The organism is Flavobacterium sp. CAN_S2 (genome assembly GCF_015752255.1).
GTDB lineage: Bacteria > Bacteroidota > Bacteroidia > Flavobacteriales > Flavobacteriaceae > Flavobacterium.
Map to the genome: position 1 here is coordinate 103,000 of NZ_JADOVA010000006.1, position 14,765 is coordinate 117,764.

Annotated in this window: 15 protein-coding genes; 10 read left to right on the plus strand and 5 right to left on the minus strand. The window is 33.7% G+C overall.

Features of this window, described 5'->3' with window-relative positions; all coding sequences use genetic code 11:
• Nucleotides 1–20 precede the first annotated feature (20 nt).
• Together IWX80_RS16030 and tpiA are read left to right on the plus strand one after the other, a co-directional pair.
• Entirely contained in the window at nucleotides 21–518 is a 498-nt protein-coding gene (locus tag IWX80_RS16030; RefSeq protein WP_196854327.1) for a TlpA family protein disulfide reductase, read from the plus strand.
• Nucleotides 519–586: 68 nt separating this feature from the next.
• Complete coding sequence (gene tpiA / locus IWX80_RS16035; protein ID WP_196854328.1) at nucleotides 587–1,339, plus strand: triose-phosphate isomerase; 753 nt, start codon at nucleotides 587–589, stop codon at nucleotides 1,337–1,339.
• Nucleotides 1,340–1,395: 56 nt separating this feature from the next.
• Here the strand turns inward: tpiA and IWX80_RS16040 are convergent, their stop codons facing one another.
• Nucleotides 1,396–2,619: a porin gene (locus IWX80_RS16040; RefSeq protein WP_196854329.1), complete on the minus strand. Its 1,224-nt coding sequence runs from the start codon at nucleotides 2,617–2,619 to the stop codon at nucleotides 1,396–1,398.
• 95 nt (nucleotides 2,620–2,714) lie between these two features.
• Here IWX80_RS16040 and prmA point away from each other — a divergent pair, with 95 nt between their 5' ends.
• The 4 genes from prmA to IWX80_RS16060 all read left to right on the plus strand — a co-directional run bounded on the left by prmA (nucleotide 2,715) and on the right by IWX80_RS16060 (nucleotide 5,913).
• Nucleotides 2,715–3,548, plus strand: a complete 834-nt coding sequence (prmA, locus tag IWX80_RS16045; RefSeq protein ID WP_196854330.1) for a 50S ribosomal protein L11 methyltransferase — start codon at nucleotides 2,715–2,717, stop codon at nucleotides 3,546–3,548.
• A 44-nt stretch (nucleotides 3,549–3,592) separates the two neighbouring features.
• Nucleotides 3,593–3,868 (plus strand): ATP-dependent Clp protease adaptor ClpS, encoded by a 276-nt coding sequence (locus IWX80_RS16050; RefSeq protein ID WP_196854331.1) that lies wholly within the window; start codon nucleotides 3,593–3,595, stop codon nucleotides 3,866–3,868.
• A gap of 92 nt (nucleotides 3,869–3,960) precedes the next feature.
• Nucleotides 3,961–5,232 (plus strand): sterol desaturase family protein, encoded by a 1,272-nt coding sequence (locus IWX80_RS16055; protein WP_196854332.1) that lies wholly within the window; start codon nucleotides 3,961–3,963, stop codon nucleotides 5,230–5,232.
• Nucleotides 5,233–5,241: 9 nt separating this feature from the next.
• Nucleotides 5,242–5,913: a lysoplasmalogenase gene (locus IWX80_RS16060; RefSeq protein WP_196854333.1), complete on the plus strand. Its 672-nt coding sequence runs from the start codon at nucleotides 5,242–5,244 to the stop codon at nucleotides 5,911–5,913.
• A gap of 44 nt (nucleotides 5,914–5,957) precedes the next feature.
• Here IWX80_RS16060 and IWX80_RS16065 read toward each other — a convergent pair whose 3' ends face one another.
• Together IWX80_RS16065 and IWX80_RS16070 are read right to left on the minus strand one after the other, a co-directional pair.
• Nucleotides 5,958–6,374, minus strand: coding sequence for a DUF6691 family protein (locus IWX80_RS16065; protein ID WP_196854334.1), 417 nt, complete (start codon nucleotides 6,372–6,374; stop codon nucleotides 5,958–5,960).
• Nucleotides 6,375–6,409: 35 nt separating this feature from the next.
• The gene (locus IWX80_RS16070) at nucleotides 6,410–6,970 is read right to left on the minus strand and encodes a YeeE/YedE family protein (protein ID WP_196854335.1); all 561 of its coding nucleotides are present in this window, start codon (nucleotides 6,968–6,970) and stop codon (nucleotides 6,410–6,412) included.
• A 439-nt stretch (nucleotides 6,971–7,409) separates the two neighbouring features.
• Between IWX80_RS16070 and IWX80_RS16075 the strand changes: the two genes are divergently transcribed.
• From IWX80_RS16075 to IWX80_RS16090, 4 genes are all read left to right on the plus strand, one after another.
• Complete coding sequence (locus IWX80_RS16075; RefSeq protein WP_196854336.1) at nucleotides 7,410–7,859, plus strand: 2-dehydro-3-deoxyphosphooctonate aldolase; 450 nt, start codon at nucleotides 7,410–7,412, stop codon at nucleotides 7,857–7,859.
• Nucleotides 7,860–8,070: 211 nt separating this feature from the next.
• Nucleotides 8,071–8,889: a 3-deoxy-8-phosphooctulonate synthase gene (gene kdsA, locus IWX80_RS16080; RefSeq protein ID WP_165151358.1), complete on the plus strand. Its 819-nt coding sequence runs from the start codon at nucleotides 8,071–8,073 to the stop codon at nucleotides 8,887–8,889.
• Between the two features lie 18 nt (nucleotides 8,890–8,907).
• Nucleotides 8,908–9,753: a hypothetical protein gene (locus IWX80_RS16085; RefSeq protein WP_196854337.1), complete on the plus strand. Its 846-nt coding sequence runs from the start codon at nucleotides 8,908–8,910 to the stop codon at nucleotides 9,751–9,753.
• Nucleotides 9,754–9,967: 214 nt separating this feature from the next.
• Nucleotides 9,968–11,062 (plus strand): PAS domain-containing sensor histidine kinase, encoded by a 1,095-nt coding sequence (locus IWX80_RS16090; protein ID WP_196854338.1) that lies wholly within the window; start codon nucleotides 9,968–9,970, stop codon nucleotides 11,060–11,062.
• Between the two features lie 31 nt (nucleotides 11,063–11,093).
• Here the strand turns inward: IWX80_RS16090 and IWX80_RS16095 are convergent, their stop codons facing one another.
• The gene (locus tag IWX80_RS16095; protein WP_196854339.1) at nucleotides 11,094–12,473 is read right to left on the minus strand and encodes a M28 family peptidase; all 1,380 of its coding nucleotides are present in this window, start codon (nucleotides 12,471–12,473) and stop codon (nucleotides 11,094–11,096) included.
• A 140-nt stretch (nucleotides 12,474–12,613) separates the two neighbouring features.
• Nucleotides 12,614–14,710: a glycoside hydrolase family 97 protein gene (locus tag IWX80_RS16100; protein ID WP_196854340.1), complete on the minus strand. Its 2,097-nt coding sequence runs from the start codon at nucleotides 14,708–14,710 to the stop codon at nucleotides 12,614–12,616.
• Between the last annotated feature and the right edge of the window lie 55 nt (nucleotides 14,711–14,765).

The following is a 14,765-nucleotide window of genomic DNA, read 5'->3' on the forward strand; positions in this document are numbered from 1 at the left end:
TTGTTAAAAACAATACTAAAATGAAAAAAATATTTGCTTTATTAATTGCGTTTGCAACATTCTCTTGCACATCAACTGCACAAAAAACTGATTTCTCAAAAGAGGCTTTATCAGAAACTCTTTTAGCCACTGATGGAAGTCAAGTTGCTTTTAAAGATATTTTGAAACAGTACAAAGGAAAAACATTAGTAATTGAAGTTTGGGCTTCTTGGTGCGGCGATTGTGTAAAAGCAATGCCTAAACTAAAAGAATTACAGGCTAACCATCCTGATGTCGCTTACTTGTTTATTTCAATGGATAAAACTGCTGATAAATGGAAAGCTGGAATTGAAAAACATCAATTAAATGGTGGACATTTCATGGCAAATGACCAAATGAAAGGTGTATTTGCAAAAGCCGTAGATGTCGATTGGATTCCAAGATACATCATCGTAGACAAAACTGGAAAAATAGTATTGTACCGCGCTATTGAAACAGATTTTGAAAAAATCAATGAAACCTTAAAAAGTTTGAAATAATTATTCTAGCTATTATTTTTCAAACCATTATAAAATAAAAACCAAAAACTAAATATAACACAACGAAAATGAGAAAGAAGATTGTTGCAGGAAATTGGAAAATGCATAAAAATGCAGAACAAACTGAAGATTTATTAAATGAACTAATAGCAAAAATACCAACAGACACTACTGTTCAGGTTATTGTAGCTCCTACTTTTGTGAACTTAGCGTCTGCTGTAGATCATTTAGAGTTTACTAATATTGATGTTGCTGCACAAAACGTTCATCAAGCCGAAGGTGGCGCTTTTACTGGTGAAATCTCAGCAGATATGTTAAAAAGTGTTGGTGTAGATATCGTAATTTTAGGACATTCAGAGCGCAGAGCGATATTTCATGAAACAGACGCTTTGATTGCCAGCAAGGTAAATACAGCTTTGGAACATGATATGAGAGTTATTTTTTGCTTTGGAGAAGAATTAAAAGATCGCCAAACAAAAAATCATTTTAATGTGGTAGAAAACCAATTGCGAGATGGATTGTTTCATATTGAAGCGAAAGACTGGGAAAATATTGTTTTAGCTTATGAGCCAGTTTGGGCAATAGGAACTGGAGAAACAGCTTCTCCGGAACAAGCTCAAGAAATGCATGAATTCATCAGAGAAACAGTTCGTAAAGCTTTTGGAGGCGATATTGCTGATAACGTATCTATTCTTTATGGAGGAAGCGTGAAGCCTGATAATGCAAAAGAAATATTCTCAAAACCTGATGTAGACGGTGGACTTATTGGAGGTGCTGCACTAAAAGCTGATGATTTTGTAGCAATTATAAATGCAATATAAATTTCATTTTTAGATAGTATAAAAAGCGGTGATTTGTTTTTCACCGCTTTTTTTTTTTAAATTCCTATTTCTACCTGAAAACGTAAATACCAATTATTCTTAGTGCTTCCGTCGAAATAATTTAAAGTATCAAAAGTCAATTCGCTTTGCAGCTTAAAAGTGTGTTCCCAAATATATTTGGTTAAACCAACAGTATATTGTTTAGAATTTGGAGCCAAAGTCCTAATATCTTCACCTACTTTTTGAGTGGAATACCTTCCTATAATCTCATAATTTGAAGGAAAATTATAACTCAACTGATGATCAAATCCATTCCCTACATAAGCAAAATTAGATTGTGAAATATCGTCCGGATTGATGGTAACAGCATTCCTGGAAGTAGTTCTAGACATGTAACTTGACATGGCTGCCCATCCGTTGTATTTTACCATAGCATCCAGCATCACTGATTTCATGGTACGGGCTTCAAATAAATCATTTCCTAATTGACCTTGCGTTCTTTTGGCATGATTATTTTGCTGAAAAGCTCCCGAAAGCATTAGTTTTGGCTTTTTTTCTCTTACAATATCCCCTTCAAAATAGGTTCCGTCTTTAGAAAACGCTCCAAACGGCAACAGCTCCACTTTACCAGTTACAGCTACTCCTGCATCTGCATTCCCAGTAATATTCCTGCCTTCTCCCGTAGAAATAGCTGTTTTGAAATTATAAGAAAACTGATCTTTGAATTCATTCATATTATGAATTTGAAAACCAAAATCCCTATCAATTGTAAATCTGGCGTTATTAATGGAACGATCCGTCAATTGTAATCCTCCAGATGAATTCACACGCTGACGGTTTCCCGGTAATTTTGTTTGTCCAAAACTGATATTCCAATTTTTATTAGGTCTGTAAAAAACGACTGCATCACGAATAATATTAATATTTTCTCCTTCTCTAATTTCGCCAACATCGCCCGGGGCAAATGACAATTGGACTGCATATAAAAATTTTGGCGAACCTACATATCCGTCTAATCGCAACCGCAAACGTCTGATTTGTCCATCATAAACGCCATCTTCTCCTTCATTTTCAGTATAAGTAACTCTGTTTTGCATTCGAAAACGAATATTCAATTGGTATAAACTGTCTGGAGAAGTAATTCCAATCCCTTTACCAAAGCTGTAATATGGAAGTGCAGATAATTTTAAGTCATTATCTTGTTTATTTTGCTTTATAGTAACTTGGGCATTGCCGGCAATACTGAGCAGAAAAACAAAAAATAAAATGATTTTTTTCATTGTGTAGTTGTGTGTTAGTGGTACAAATGTAAAATAAAATTTGATTTACAAATGCCGTTTAAATAGTGATTGTTACCTTTGCAAAAAAAATAAGCATGTCAAACATATATATTGGGTACCATTTTACTATTGAGCCTAAAGAACTGGGTTCTGAAATATTAATCGCAGAACTGGGAGAAAGAGCATTTGAGAGTTTTACAGAAACTGAAACTGGGATTTCAGCTTTTGTACAAAAGGATTTATGGGATGAAATGATTCTTGATGACATTCATATTTTACAATCAGATGAATTTGTTATCGATTATACATTCGAAGAAATCGAACAGGTGAACTGGAATGAAGAATGGGAAAAGAATTTTGAAGCGATAGATGTTGATGGAAATTGTCACGTACGCGCTCCTTTTCACCCTAAAACGGATGCCGAATTTGATATTGTTATCGAACCAAAAATGAGTTTTGGAACGGGTCACCACGAGACAACTCACATGATGATCCAGCATTTATTAGAAATAGATGTTACTGGAATGAAAACACTTGATATGGGATGCGGAACTGCCATTTTAGCAATACTTGCCGAGATGAAAGGAGCACAACCAATTGATGCCATTGATATTGATAACTGGTGTTATTTGAATTCAATTGAAAATGCACAACGCAATAATTGTAAACATATTACAGTTTATGAAGGTGAAGCAGCATTACTAGCCGGTAAAAAATACGATTTAATTATTGCCAACATAAACAGAAACATTTTGTTGAACGATATGCAAAGTTATGTAGACAGTTTAAATCCTAATGGAACGCTACTTTTAAGCGGTTTCTATCAGGAAGACATCCCATTTATAGATGCTTCGTGTACTGAAAAAGGATTAACTTATGTTAAAAAATTTGAAAGAAACAATTGGGTGTCTTTAAAATATGTAAATTAGTAGTACTATTTTTTATTAACTACGAAAGTACAAAAACCTACAAAATGAGTACTAAAGAAAAAGTAAGAGAAAGAGTAAGTGTAAAAGAATCAATTAGTTTAGACAATGAAATAGTAGTTTACAATGATGATGTAAACACTTTTGACCATGTCATTGAAACTTTGATTCGCGTTTGTGATCACACTCCGGAACAAGCAGAACAATGTTCATTAATTGTCCATTACAACGGAAAGTGTACCGTAAAAACGGGTCCTTATGATAAATTAAAACCGCAATGCACTCAATTATTACAAGCAGGATTAAATGCGGAGATAATTTAAGTACAGTAAAAACTTCCTCTAGAAATAAATTACTGTGAATAATTCAAAAACATTCTCTTTTATTCTATATTTGAATAATAAAAAGTGTTTTTATGGAAGAATACGGTAAAATTTTAGTTTTTGTAATGCCCATTTTTTTGATATTGATTATCATCGAGAAAATATATGGGCATTACAAAGGGGAAGATACTTCACCTAATATGGATTCTGTTTCGAGCGTAAGTTCTGGAATGGTAAATTCCCTAAAAGATGTTTTGGGACTTAGCATCACGCTTGTTTCTTACGATTGGATTGCTTCTAAAATAGCTTTATTTGATCTTCAAGCAACCTTTTTCACCTACTTTATCGGATTTATCGCGATAGATTTTTATGGCTACTGGAGTCATCGGTTATCACATCAAATTAACTTTTTATGGAACAAACACGCTATTCATCACAGTAGTGAAGAATTCAATTTGGCCTGTGCCCTACGCCAACCCATTTCCAGTTTTGTCAATCTGTTTACCTTTTTATTAATTCCGGCGGCTCTTTTAGGAGTTCCCTCCAAAGTGATTGCAATAACACTTCCTATTCATTTATTCCTTCAATTCTGGTATCATACCAAGCACATTAAGAAAATTGGTTTTCTGGAACACATACTCGTTTCTCCCTCCCATCATAGGGTTCATCATGCCATAAATCCTGAATACATGGACAAAAATCATTCACAAATATTCATTATTTGGGATAAATTGTTTGGCACTTTTCAAGCGGAATTAGAAACTGTTCCGCCTGTTTTTGGAATCACAAGACCAGCGAGAACTTGGAATCCTATTCGGATAAATTTTCAACATTTATGGTTACTGATTACAGATGCTTGGCGCGCCGAAAACTGGAAAGATAAATTTACTATTTGGTTTAAACCAACAGGCTGGCGTCCAGAAAATTTTGAAGAAAGATATCCCGTTACAAAAATCACCAATGTTTATGATTTTGAAAAATACGGCGTCCAACATTCTAAAAAACTGATGTACTGGTCTTTATTTCAAGCAATAATTACGTTATTACTTATTAGTTACCTTTACAATTCAATCGAGTTAATAGGTTTGCCAAATGTATTTATTTACGGAGCATTCATCTTCCTTACGGTTTACAGCTACACGGAATTAATGGACACGCGAAAAATTTCTGTGTTTTGGGAAAGTATCCGGTTTGTATTTGGAATTGGACTGATTTTTTATTTTGGAGATTGGTTTGGCATGAATCAACTATTCCCTTTTGCTAGTTATATTATTGGTGGTTACCTCCTCTTATCCTTGGCTGTAACGGTATATTTTGTTAGCAGTAATTTTGAAAAAGAAACAATGATTGTAGCTCAATCTTAAAAATAAAAAATGAAAAGCAACATAATATTAAAAAGTTTCATCGGGTTTAGTCTAGTTTATCTTTTGATAATTCTTTTTGGAAAAGAGGAAATTGCCTGGTTTTTCAAACCGTTTTTATTACCGTTTCTAATTCTGGCAGTTTATGTACACGAAAGATTCATCACCAAAAAAGTTCTTTTGACAGCTTTGACTTTGTCGTGGATTGGTGATATTATTTTGATGTTTGCTGATAAAGGAGAATTATATTTTATAGCTGGTTTGATTGCCTTTTTACTTTCGCATATTTTTTATATCATACTTTTTAGCAAACAATTGAAGATTTATTTAAAGAAAAGTAAAATCATTTTCTGGATAGGAGTTACAGCAATTACCTTTTATTTAATTGTAATGATGCTGATTTTATTGCCAAGTTTGGGTGACCTAAAAATTCCGGTTTTTGTTTACGCGCTCACAATTTCAATTATGTTGTTATTTGCCTTGAAAGGTTTTATGAATTGGCATAAACCTGCCAGCATATACATTTTGATTGGCGCTATCGTTTTTGTAGCTTCAGATAGTCTTTTGGCCTTTGATAAATTTTATGCGCCATTGCAATACAGTTCCTTTCTGATTATGGCAACTTATCTAATTGCGCAATACTTGATTGTCATTGGTATTTTGAAATTAAACAAAAAAAAGTAGCATTTCCATACGAGAATGCTACTTTGATATCAGATATTTTTCGATTAATGAGGTAATTTATTTTTTAATAATCCATATAAATAAGTTCCCAAAAGAGCTCCAAAAAGTACTATCAGAATAGTCCAAAAACCCGCCCCAAGCAAGATAAATATTGGTCCAGGGCAAGAACCTACCAAAGCCCAACCCAATCCAAAAAACAATCCACCAATCCAGTAACGTGCAGATCCTTTTTCTTTATCCGGAATTTCTATAGATTCTCCTTTGATGTCTTTTATATTGTTTCGTTTAATGATTTGAATCCCAATAATTCCCGTCAAAATAGCCACAGAGATAATTCCGTACATGTGAAATGACTGGAATTGGAACATTTCATAAATACGATACCAAGAAACGGCTTCTGATTTAGTCAGTACAATTCCGAAAACAAATCCAACAAATAGATATTTTAGTATATTTTTCATGCTTTTTATTTTAAATTTTAAATGATGATTGTTAACTAATTTAAAATTAATGGCAATAAAAAATGCGCCATTATTAAACCACTAATGAAGAATCCAATTACTGCTTTCAAAGAAGGAATTTGTAAATTACTCAAGCCTGAAATGGCATGTCCTGAAGTACAACCACCAGCATAACGAGATCCAAAACCAATCAAAACACCACCAATAAGCAGTATGAAAATACTTTTTGGAGATTCTAAAATGGAGATTCCAAAAAGTGCATCCGGTACTAATTTTCCGTTTGGAGCTTCGATACCCATTTGTGCTAATTGTGCTATTGTTTTAGGATTAATGTCCACATTTGAAGGATCACTCATAAAATGAACGGCAACAAAACCACCTAACATCGCACCAAGAACCACAACTAAATTCCATCGTTGTGCTTTCCAATCGAAATCAAAAAAAGCGACTCGTTTTCCTAAACCGGCCATCGAACAAAGCGAACGCAAATTAGAAGACATTCCGAAAGACTTTCCAAAATAAGTAAGTGCTAACATAATCATACCAATCAAAAACCCAGAAAAATACCAGGACCATGTTTGAAAAATAATATCCATATTGTTTTTTTGTGCAAAGATAAGAAGCATTTTATGACATAGTAAGAGAAATTATAAAATCAGTAAAAAACGTCTCCAAATTACTGTTGGAACTCGTATTAGGTCTAAACTTCTGTATATATTTGTAGTGTTGTAATTACATGGTATTGTAATTGCTATTTAAATTTCAATGCTATGTCCTAAAATGAAAATTATTTAATTTTAAACATATAAGTCATTTAAGCTGAAAAATTTGTTTGTCAAATTAGAGTTAAAAGCAACATAAGTTAAAAATATTCTTTTTAAGATTGAATGACTTTGCTTAAATGAACTAATAACTTGACTCCATTTTATTCAAATTAAAAAACTTATTTGTCTTATATGTTTAAAAATATGTATTCAACACAATGCTGTTATTTCAAGACTTAAGCGAATTTACCTAATAAATTTATTTTTAAACATGAACAAATCAATCCTTCTTATTGCTTTACTTATTAGTTTAGCTTCCTGCTCCAGTACGCAATCTACTTTGAAAAACACCGATGATAATGCGCCAAACCTTACTCTTTCTAAAGACAACACTTTTGTGATTACTGCATACAGCAAAGACAAAAAATATGGTTACGATAAAGATTATCCCATCAATATTTTCTTTAATAACACTAAAAATGAAACAATCAATCAAGGTCGGTTTTTGAATGCATTAGCGGGACCAAATGGTGAAAAAATTACGTTTACCAAATTAGAAAGCTGTTGTCCGTTTCCAACAAAAAGGAGTGAAATGGGTGCCGGGTTTCTGGATGTATATGAATTAAAATGGGTTGGCCAAAAAAAGCCAGTACTACTCTACTTGAACATCTATGAAAAAGGAATTTTGATGGTTCCAACGGGACTTTCATTGAAAAAATAATAGACTTCAAATCCCAAAACATCCTTATAAACCAAATCCCTAGCCTTGATACTAGTAAAAATCCTCCCGTTTTTCAGGGAGATTGCAATCTTGTCCTAATTACGAGATAGGAAACAGCTCCTAAAAAAAAGTTAATGCCCCAAATTATTTGGAAATCATAAATCGTAAATCGTAAATCATAACTACCTTTGCACCTTTAAAAAATCATACTATGAACCTACAACATATTCCACAAATCAAATATACTGACAGTGGTAATTTCTTCTTACTAGCTGGGCCTTGCGCCATTGAAGGGGAAGAAATGGCGATGCGAATTGCCGAAAAACTAGTTGGAATTACTGATAATTTACAAATCCCTTTCGTCTTTAAGGGTTCGTTCAAGAAAGCAAATCGCTCTAGAATTGACAGTTTTTCAGGAATTGGAGATGAAAAAGCATTGAAAATCCTTAGAAAAGTTTCAGAGACTTTTCACGTTCCAACTGTTACGGATATTCATACGAATGAAGATGCGGATATGGCTGCTCAATATGTTGATGTGTTGCAAATTCCTGCTTTTTTAGTTCGCCAAACTGATTTAGTCGTGGCTGCTGCCAACACTGGAAAAGTTGTTAACTTGAAAAAAGGACAATTCATGAGTCCGGAAAGCATGAAACATGCAGTTCAAAAAGTATTGGATTGTCACAATGAAAACGTGATGGTTACGGATAGAGGAACGATGTTTGGCTACCAAGATATGATTGTTGATTTTAGAGGAATTCCTACGATGCAACAATATGCTACCACTGTTCTTGACGTTACGCACTCGTTACAGCAACCCAACCAAACAGCTGGAGTAACCGGTGGAAGACCCGATATGATTGAAACCATTGCTAAAGCTGGTATTGCTGTAGGTGTAGATGGAATCTTTATTGAAACCCATTTTGATCCTGCCAATGCAAAAAGCGATGGAGCAAATATGTTGCATTTAGATTATTTCGAATCCTTAATGACCAAGTTAGTCGCTATCAGAAAAACAATAAATACATTTTAAATTTAGGCCCCAAATTCATTGAAGCATTTTTTATTATATTCCGCATTCCTTATTATTTTATTTACCAATAACACAATTGCACAGGAAACTACAGAAATTCAAAATAAGTATACCACTCATAACAAAGGGAAATTTTTTATTTCATGGGGAGGAAACAGAGATAGTTACTCCAAATCAGACATCACTTTTCGAGGTAAAGATTACAACTTTACCTTAGAAAATGTTCCAGCGCATGACAAACCAAAAGGTTGGCATGTTGATTATATTAATCCATCCAGAATGACTATACCACAGACTAATTTTAGAATGGGGTATTTTGTAAGTGATCATTATAGTGTTGCTATTGGTGTGGATCACATGAAATATGTCATGGCTCAAAATAAAGCTGTTGACATCAATGGGTATTATCCAAATCCTGGATCTTATGATGAACTGTTGGCGAATAACCAAGTACTTTTGACTGAAGAATTTCTTAAGTACGAGCACACTGATGGTTTGAATTATGTGAATACAGAGTTTTCTCGACATGATGATATTTCATTTATTTTCAAAATTGAAAATACCGATAAAATTCAAATCAATTTAGCTGAGGGAGTTGGTTTTGGTCTCTTGTATCCAAAAACGAACACAACCTTGTTAGGAAAAGAACGTCATGATGATTTTCATGTTTCAGGTTTTGGAACTTCTTTGAAAGCAGGATTGAATGTTACTTTTTTTAAACACTTTTATATTCAAGGAGAACTTAAGGGAGGTTACATCAACATGCAAGACATACGAACTACACAAAGTACAGAAGATAGTGCCTCACAAGATTTTTTCTTTTTTCAGAGAATAATAGCCTTCGGAGGAATTTTTAGAATTTAATTCATACTCTATCAAAAATTAAATAAGCTGTCATGTATGATGGCTTTTTTTGTGAATTTGATTTTAAAAAAAATTAAAATTTATAAAATTAACAACTGTTTGATTAATTGATTTTTTTTCTTTTTTTTAAATTTTAATTAGTTAAATTTATCCATCGGATTTACTTGTTTCAAATTACTTAATTTTAATACAATATAATTCCTTAAAATTATAAATGACCAAAAACAACACCACTATATCTTCTTTAAAAACAGACTATCACTTTGATAATTTTTTTAATATCTCAGCTGATTTTATATGTATAGCAGGATTTGATGGCTTTTTTAAAAGAATAAATCCGGCTGTTTCAAAATTATTAGGCTTTACTGAAGAGGAATTATATTCCCGACCAATCAGCAGTTTTGTTTATACACCTGACCTCCAAATTACCATAGAAACCAGAGAACAAGTTTATAAAAACAAACCGCTTTTGAATTTTGAAAACCGCTATTTGACTAAAAGCGGGGAAATTGTCTGGTTATCATGGACATCAATGCCTGTTGAGTCGGAGAAATTAGTGTATGCAATTGCCAAAAACATCACCCATAAAAAAAGAATAGAAGAAGAGCGCAATTTGCTAATTGCAAATTTGACGCAAATCAACAAAGAACTAACGGTTTTGTCTCATAAAACCTCACATGATTTAAAGTCTCCGATAAACAATATGCTTTCTGTTTTCAACCTTATTGATGTTTCAAAAATTAATGATCCGGAAACGTTAGAGTTAGTAGAAATTCTTAAATTAACCAGTGAAAATTTAAAACAAACTTTAAATGATTCTATTGATCAATTAGTAGAAAACGAGAGTATCAACACTCAAATTGAAGAAATAAATTTAAATGAATCCCTTCATGAAGTGCTTACTTCCATAAATTCTTTAGTCCGCGATTCAAAAGCGGTTATTAATATTGACTTCTCTGCATTTGAGAATGTTACTTTTAACAAAGCGTATATCAAAAGTATTTTTTTGAATTTACTCACTAATTCCATTAAATATGCAAAACCACATCAAGCACCCATTATTACCATCCGATCCAGAAAAGTGAACGGAGTAAATCAATTAATTTTTTCGGATACTGGACTCGGTTTTGACATGGATAAAGTTAGAGATAAGATTTTTGGACTCTATGAAAAATTCCACAATAACATAGACAGCAATGGAATTGGATTGTATTTAGTGTACAATCACATCACTAGTTTAGGCGGAAGAATCGCCGTGGAGAGTAAAATAAATGAAGGTGCTACATTCACAATTTCTTTTAAATATTGAGAATTTAGCACCTTCAAGAATAAGTATGTTTCTATTTTACAATACCGTTTTGATCCATCAAATAAAGTAAAGAAGCCATTGCTGCCGCTCCTAGTTCCAACTCTCTTTTATTGACAGCATCAAAAGTGTCATTGGCAGCATGATGATAATCAAAATAACGTTGAGAATCCGGTTGCAATCCGACCTTTACAATGTTATTAGATTGCAATGGACCAATATCAACACCAGAATGTCCTTTTACAAATTTGTGAATTAAATAAGGTTCGAATAACGTTGCCCAACTGCTAATTTTATTAAAATTGGCTTCATCAGCTTCAATTGAAAATCCTCTTGGTGAAAACCCGCCCGAATCACTTTCTAAAGCAAAAATATGGTTTTCGTTGTTTTTATTGGACTGTGTTTCATATTCTTTCCCACCTCGAACGCCGTTTTCTTCGTTCATAAACAAAACTACACGCAACGTATTTTTAGGCTTGTATCCAATATTTTTAAAGATATTCAGTACTTCCATACTTTGGACACATCCAGCGCCATCATCGTGGGAACCATCTCCTAAATCCCAGGAATCAAGATGCCCGCCAACGACCATTATTCTCTCAGGATGTTCAGAACCGGTCATTTCGCCAACAACATTATAAGATAAAACATCAGCAAATGTTTCACAAGATTGTTTCAAGTAAAAAGTTGCATTGGGATTGGTTTTCAAACTTTTACTCAAAAGTTCTGCTCCGTTGGTACTAATAGCAGTTGCCGGAATACGTTGCTCTTTAGAAATGTCGCCATAGTTTGTAGCTCCAGTATGTGGAAAATCGTCTAATCTTAAGTTCATAGAACGCACAATCACTGCCAAAGCGCCTAGTTTTCCTGCTTCTCTGGCACCTGATGATCTCTGGTCAACACAACCGCTGTAGGCTTTAAATGTTTCTACAAACTCAGGATTCATGGGTCTGTTAAAAAAAACTATTTTCCCTTTTACTTTTGCTTCGCCAAGAGAGGCTAATTCTTCTAAACTTTTTACTTCTATCACATTGGCATTCAATCCAGCTTTTGGTGTTGCTACAGAACCTCCTAAGGCACAAATTGGGAATGAGATCTTTTGTTTACCCAATTGTAAATATCCGATTTCCTTTTCGCCACGAACCCATTTTGGCACCATTACTTCCTGAAGGTACACTTTGTCTAACCCCAGCATTTCTAATTGTGCTTTGGCATACAAAACGGCTTTTTCTGCTCCTGTGGAACCTGATAATCGGGAACCAATGGTATTGGATAAATGCTCCAGCCAAGGATAACATTTGGCATTGGTCAGGGATGATTTATAAATATCTTTTAACGCTTCTTCGTCTTTAGTTTGCGCGAATAAAGTGATTCCACCAAACAAAAGTGCTGCTAAAACAATTGATTTTTTCATAATAAATTTAGGCTTTCTGGGTATTTATATTTATAATTTTGGTTTTGGTTGCTGTCGCAATTTCGTAATTCTTAACGAGTATTCTAGGTTACATTCAAAAAAAAATCCTGCAAATTTTAAGTTCTTGCAGGATTTAAGTATTATTGGATTGGTTCAAAACTGATTGCCGTTCCTCCTCCCGGAGCCAAATTCAATTTGATTTTTGATTTGCTGGTCACTGTCATTGTTCTTATTTTATAAGCAATTGGATTGTTCTTCCAATCAGCATTTTTAGCATCTTCATAAATGATCGCTTTGTATTTTTTTCCTTTGGTTAAGAAGTCTAACTTTATTTCTGATGTTCTGGCATTCTCATCGGTGATTGCTCCTAAAAACCATGTTTCCTTTCCTTTGGTTTTTCGGGCAACCGTAACATAATCACCTGGTTCCGCTTCTAAATATTTGCTTTCATCCCAATCCGTTTCAACATCTTTGATAAACTGAAAAGCATCTGGATATTTCTCATAATTTTCTAATAAATCGGCCGCCATTTGCAACGGAGAATACATTGTAACGTACAAAGCCAGTTGTTTGGCTAAAGTGGTATGAACCTGCTCCGTTTTATTTTTATCATAATAACTCATTTTGATTTCGAAAATTCCCGGTGTGTAATCCATAGGTCCACCCAGTTGTCTTGTAAAAGGCAAAATAGTTTCGTGCATCGGTGGATTTCCAACGCTCCATGCATTGAATTCATTCCCACGAGCTGCTTCGGCAGCGATATAATTAGGATACGTTCTTCCAAAACCGGTTGGTCTTGACGATTCATGAGAGTTAATCATGATCTTATAATCCGCAGCACGTTTTACCACAAAATTAAAATGATTCACCATGGATTGTCCGTCATGAAATTCGCCGCGCGGAATGATTTTGCCCACATAACCCGATTTTACTGCTGGATATTCGTATTTTTTCATCAAATCAAAAGCGCGATCCAAGTGTCTTTCATAATTACTGACAGAACCTGATGTTTCATGATGCATAATCATTTTGACATTTTTTTCTTTGGCGTAAGCCGAAAGAGCTGCAATATCAAAATCCGGATATGGTGTTGTAAAGTCAAAAACTTCCTCTTTCCAGTTTCCATTCCAATCCTCCCAACCTACATTCCAACCCTCTACCAATACGCCATCAAAACCGTTTTTTGCAGCAAAATCGATGTATCGTTTGGTATTTTCGGTAGTAGCACCGTGCTTTCCAGACGCTTTTGGAGCATCTGCAAAATTGGTAGCGTTTTGAGAACCGGCATAATCCCAAGTAGATTTCCCTACATGCATTTCCCACCAAATTCCAACATATTTCATAGGTTTTATCCAAGAAGTATCTTCTAATTTTGATGGTTCGTTTAGGTTCAAAATCATTTTGGAAGCCACAATATTTCGGGCATCATCGCTAATCATAATAGTTCTCCAAGGCGACACACAAGGCGTTTGCAAATAGGCTTTATCACCAATGGCATTTGGAACTAATTCGGCTTTTAATTTGTAATTTTTCACATCAGCATTCAAATGCATGACTGGATAATTGACAACTGCCGCTTCAAAAATATTGAGATACAATCCTGATGGCGCTTTCATCATCAATGGCGTTTGAACCATATATTTTCCTGGAATCGATTTTACTCCAATTCCGTTGTTCATATTGATTTTGCTATTATCAATATCAGAAAATTTAGTTTCATTGTATTCGTATTCATTACTGTCGAAATCTCCTGGAATCCAGAATACTTTATTGTTTTCTATTAAATTAAATTGGGTAACCTCATCAGAGATTATAAAATAATTCAATTCCGCTTGTTTTGGAAAATCATATCTGAAAGCAACTCCTTCATCAAAAACTCTAAAAATGATATTCATTTTCACCTTAGTTTCCTTGTTGATCAGCGAAACATTAAGTTCATTATACCGATTTATAATATTAGCTTGTTCCCCTAAAACTGGTTTCCAAGAGTCGTTGAAACTAGAAGTTTTTGAAGTCAGTATTTCAAAATTTGCGTCTAAAGCTGGTTTTTCCTTTAATTTAATACCTAAAGCACTTTCCAAAACGACCGCTTTGGATTTGTAATTTACGGAATAAAAAGGTTGACCATTTGTTCCTAATTTGAAATTTAAGGCTATTTTACCCGATGGCGATTGAACGCTTTGGGCATTGCCAAAATTAAAAAGAAAGAATAGAAAAAGAGAAAATAAATATTTCATATTTGGATAATTTTTTGAATTGATAAAAGTAAATAAAATAGCTGTTTTAGACTAT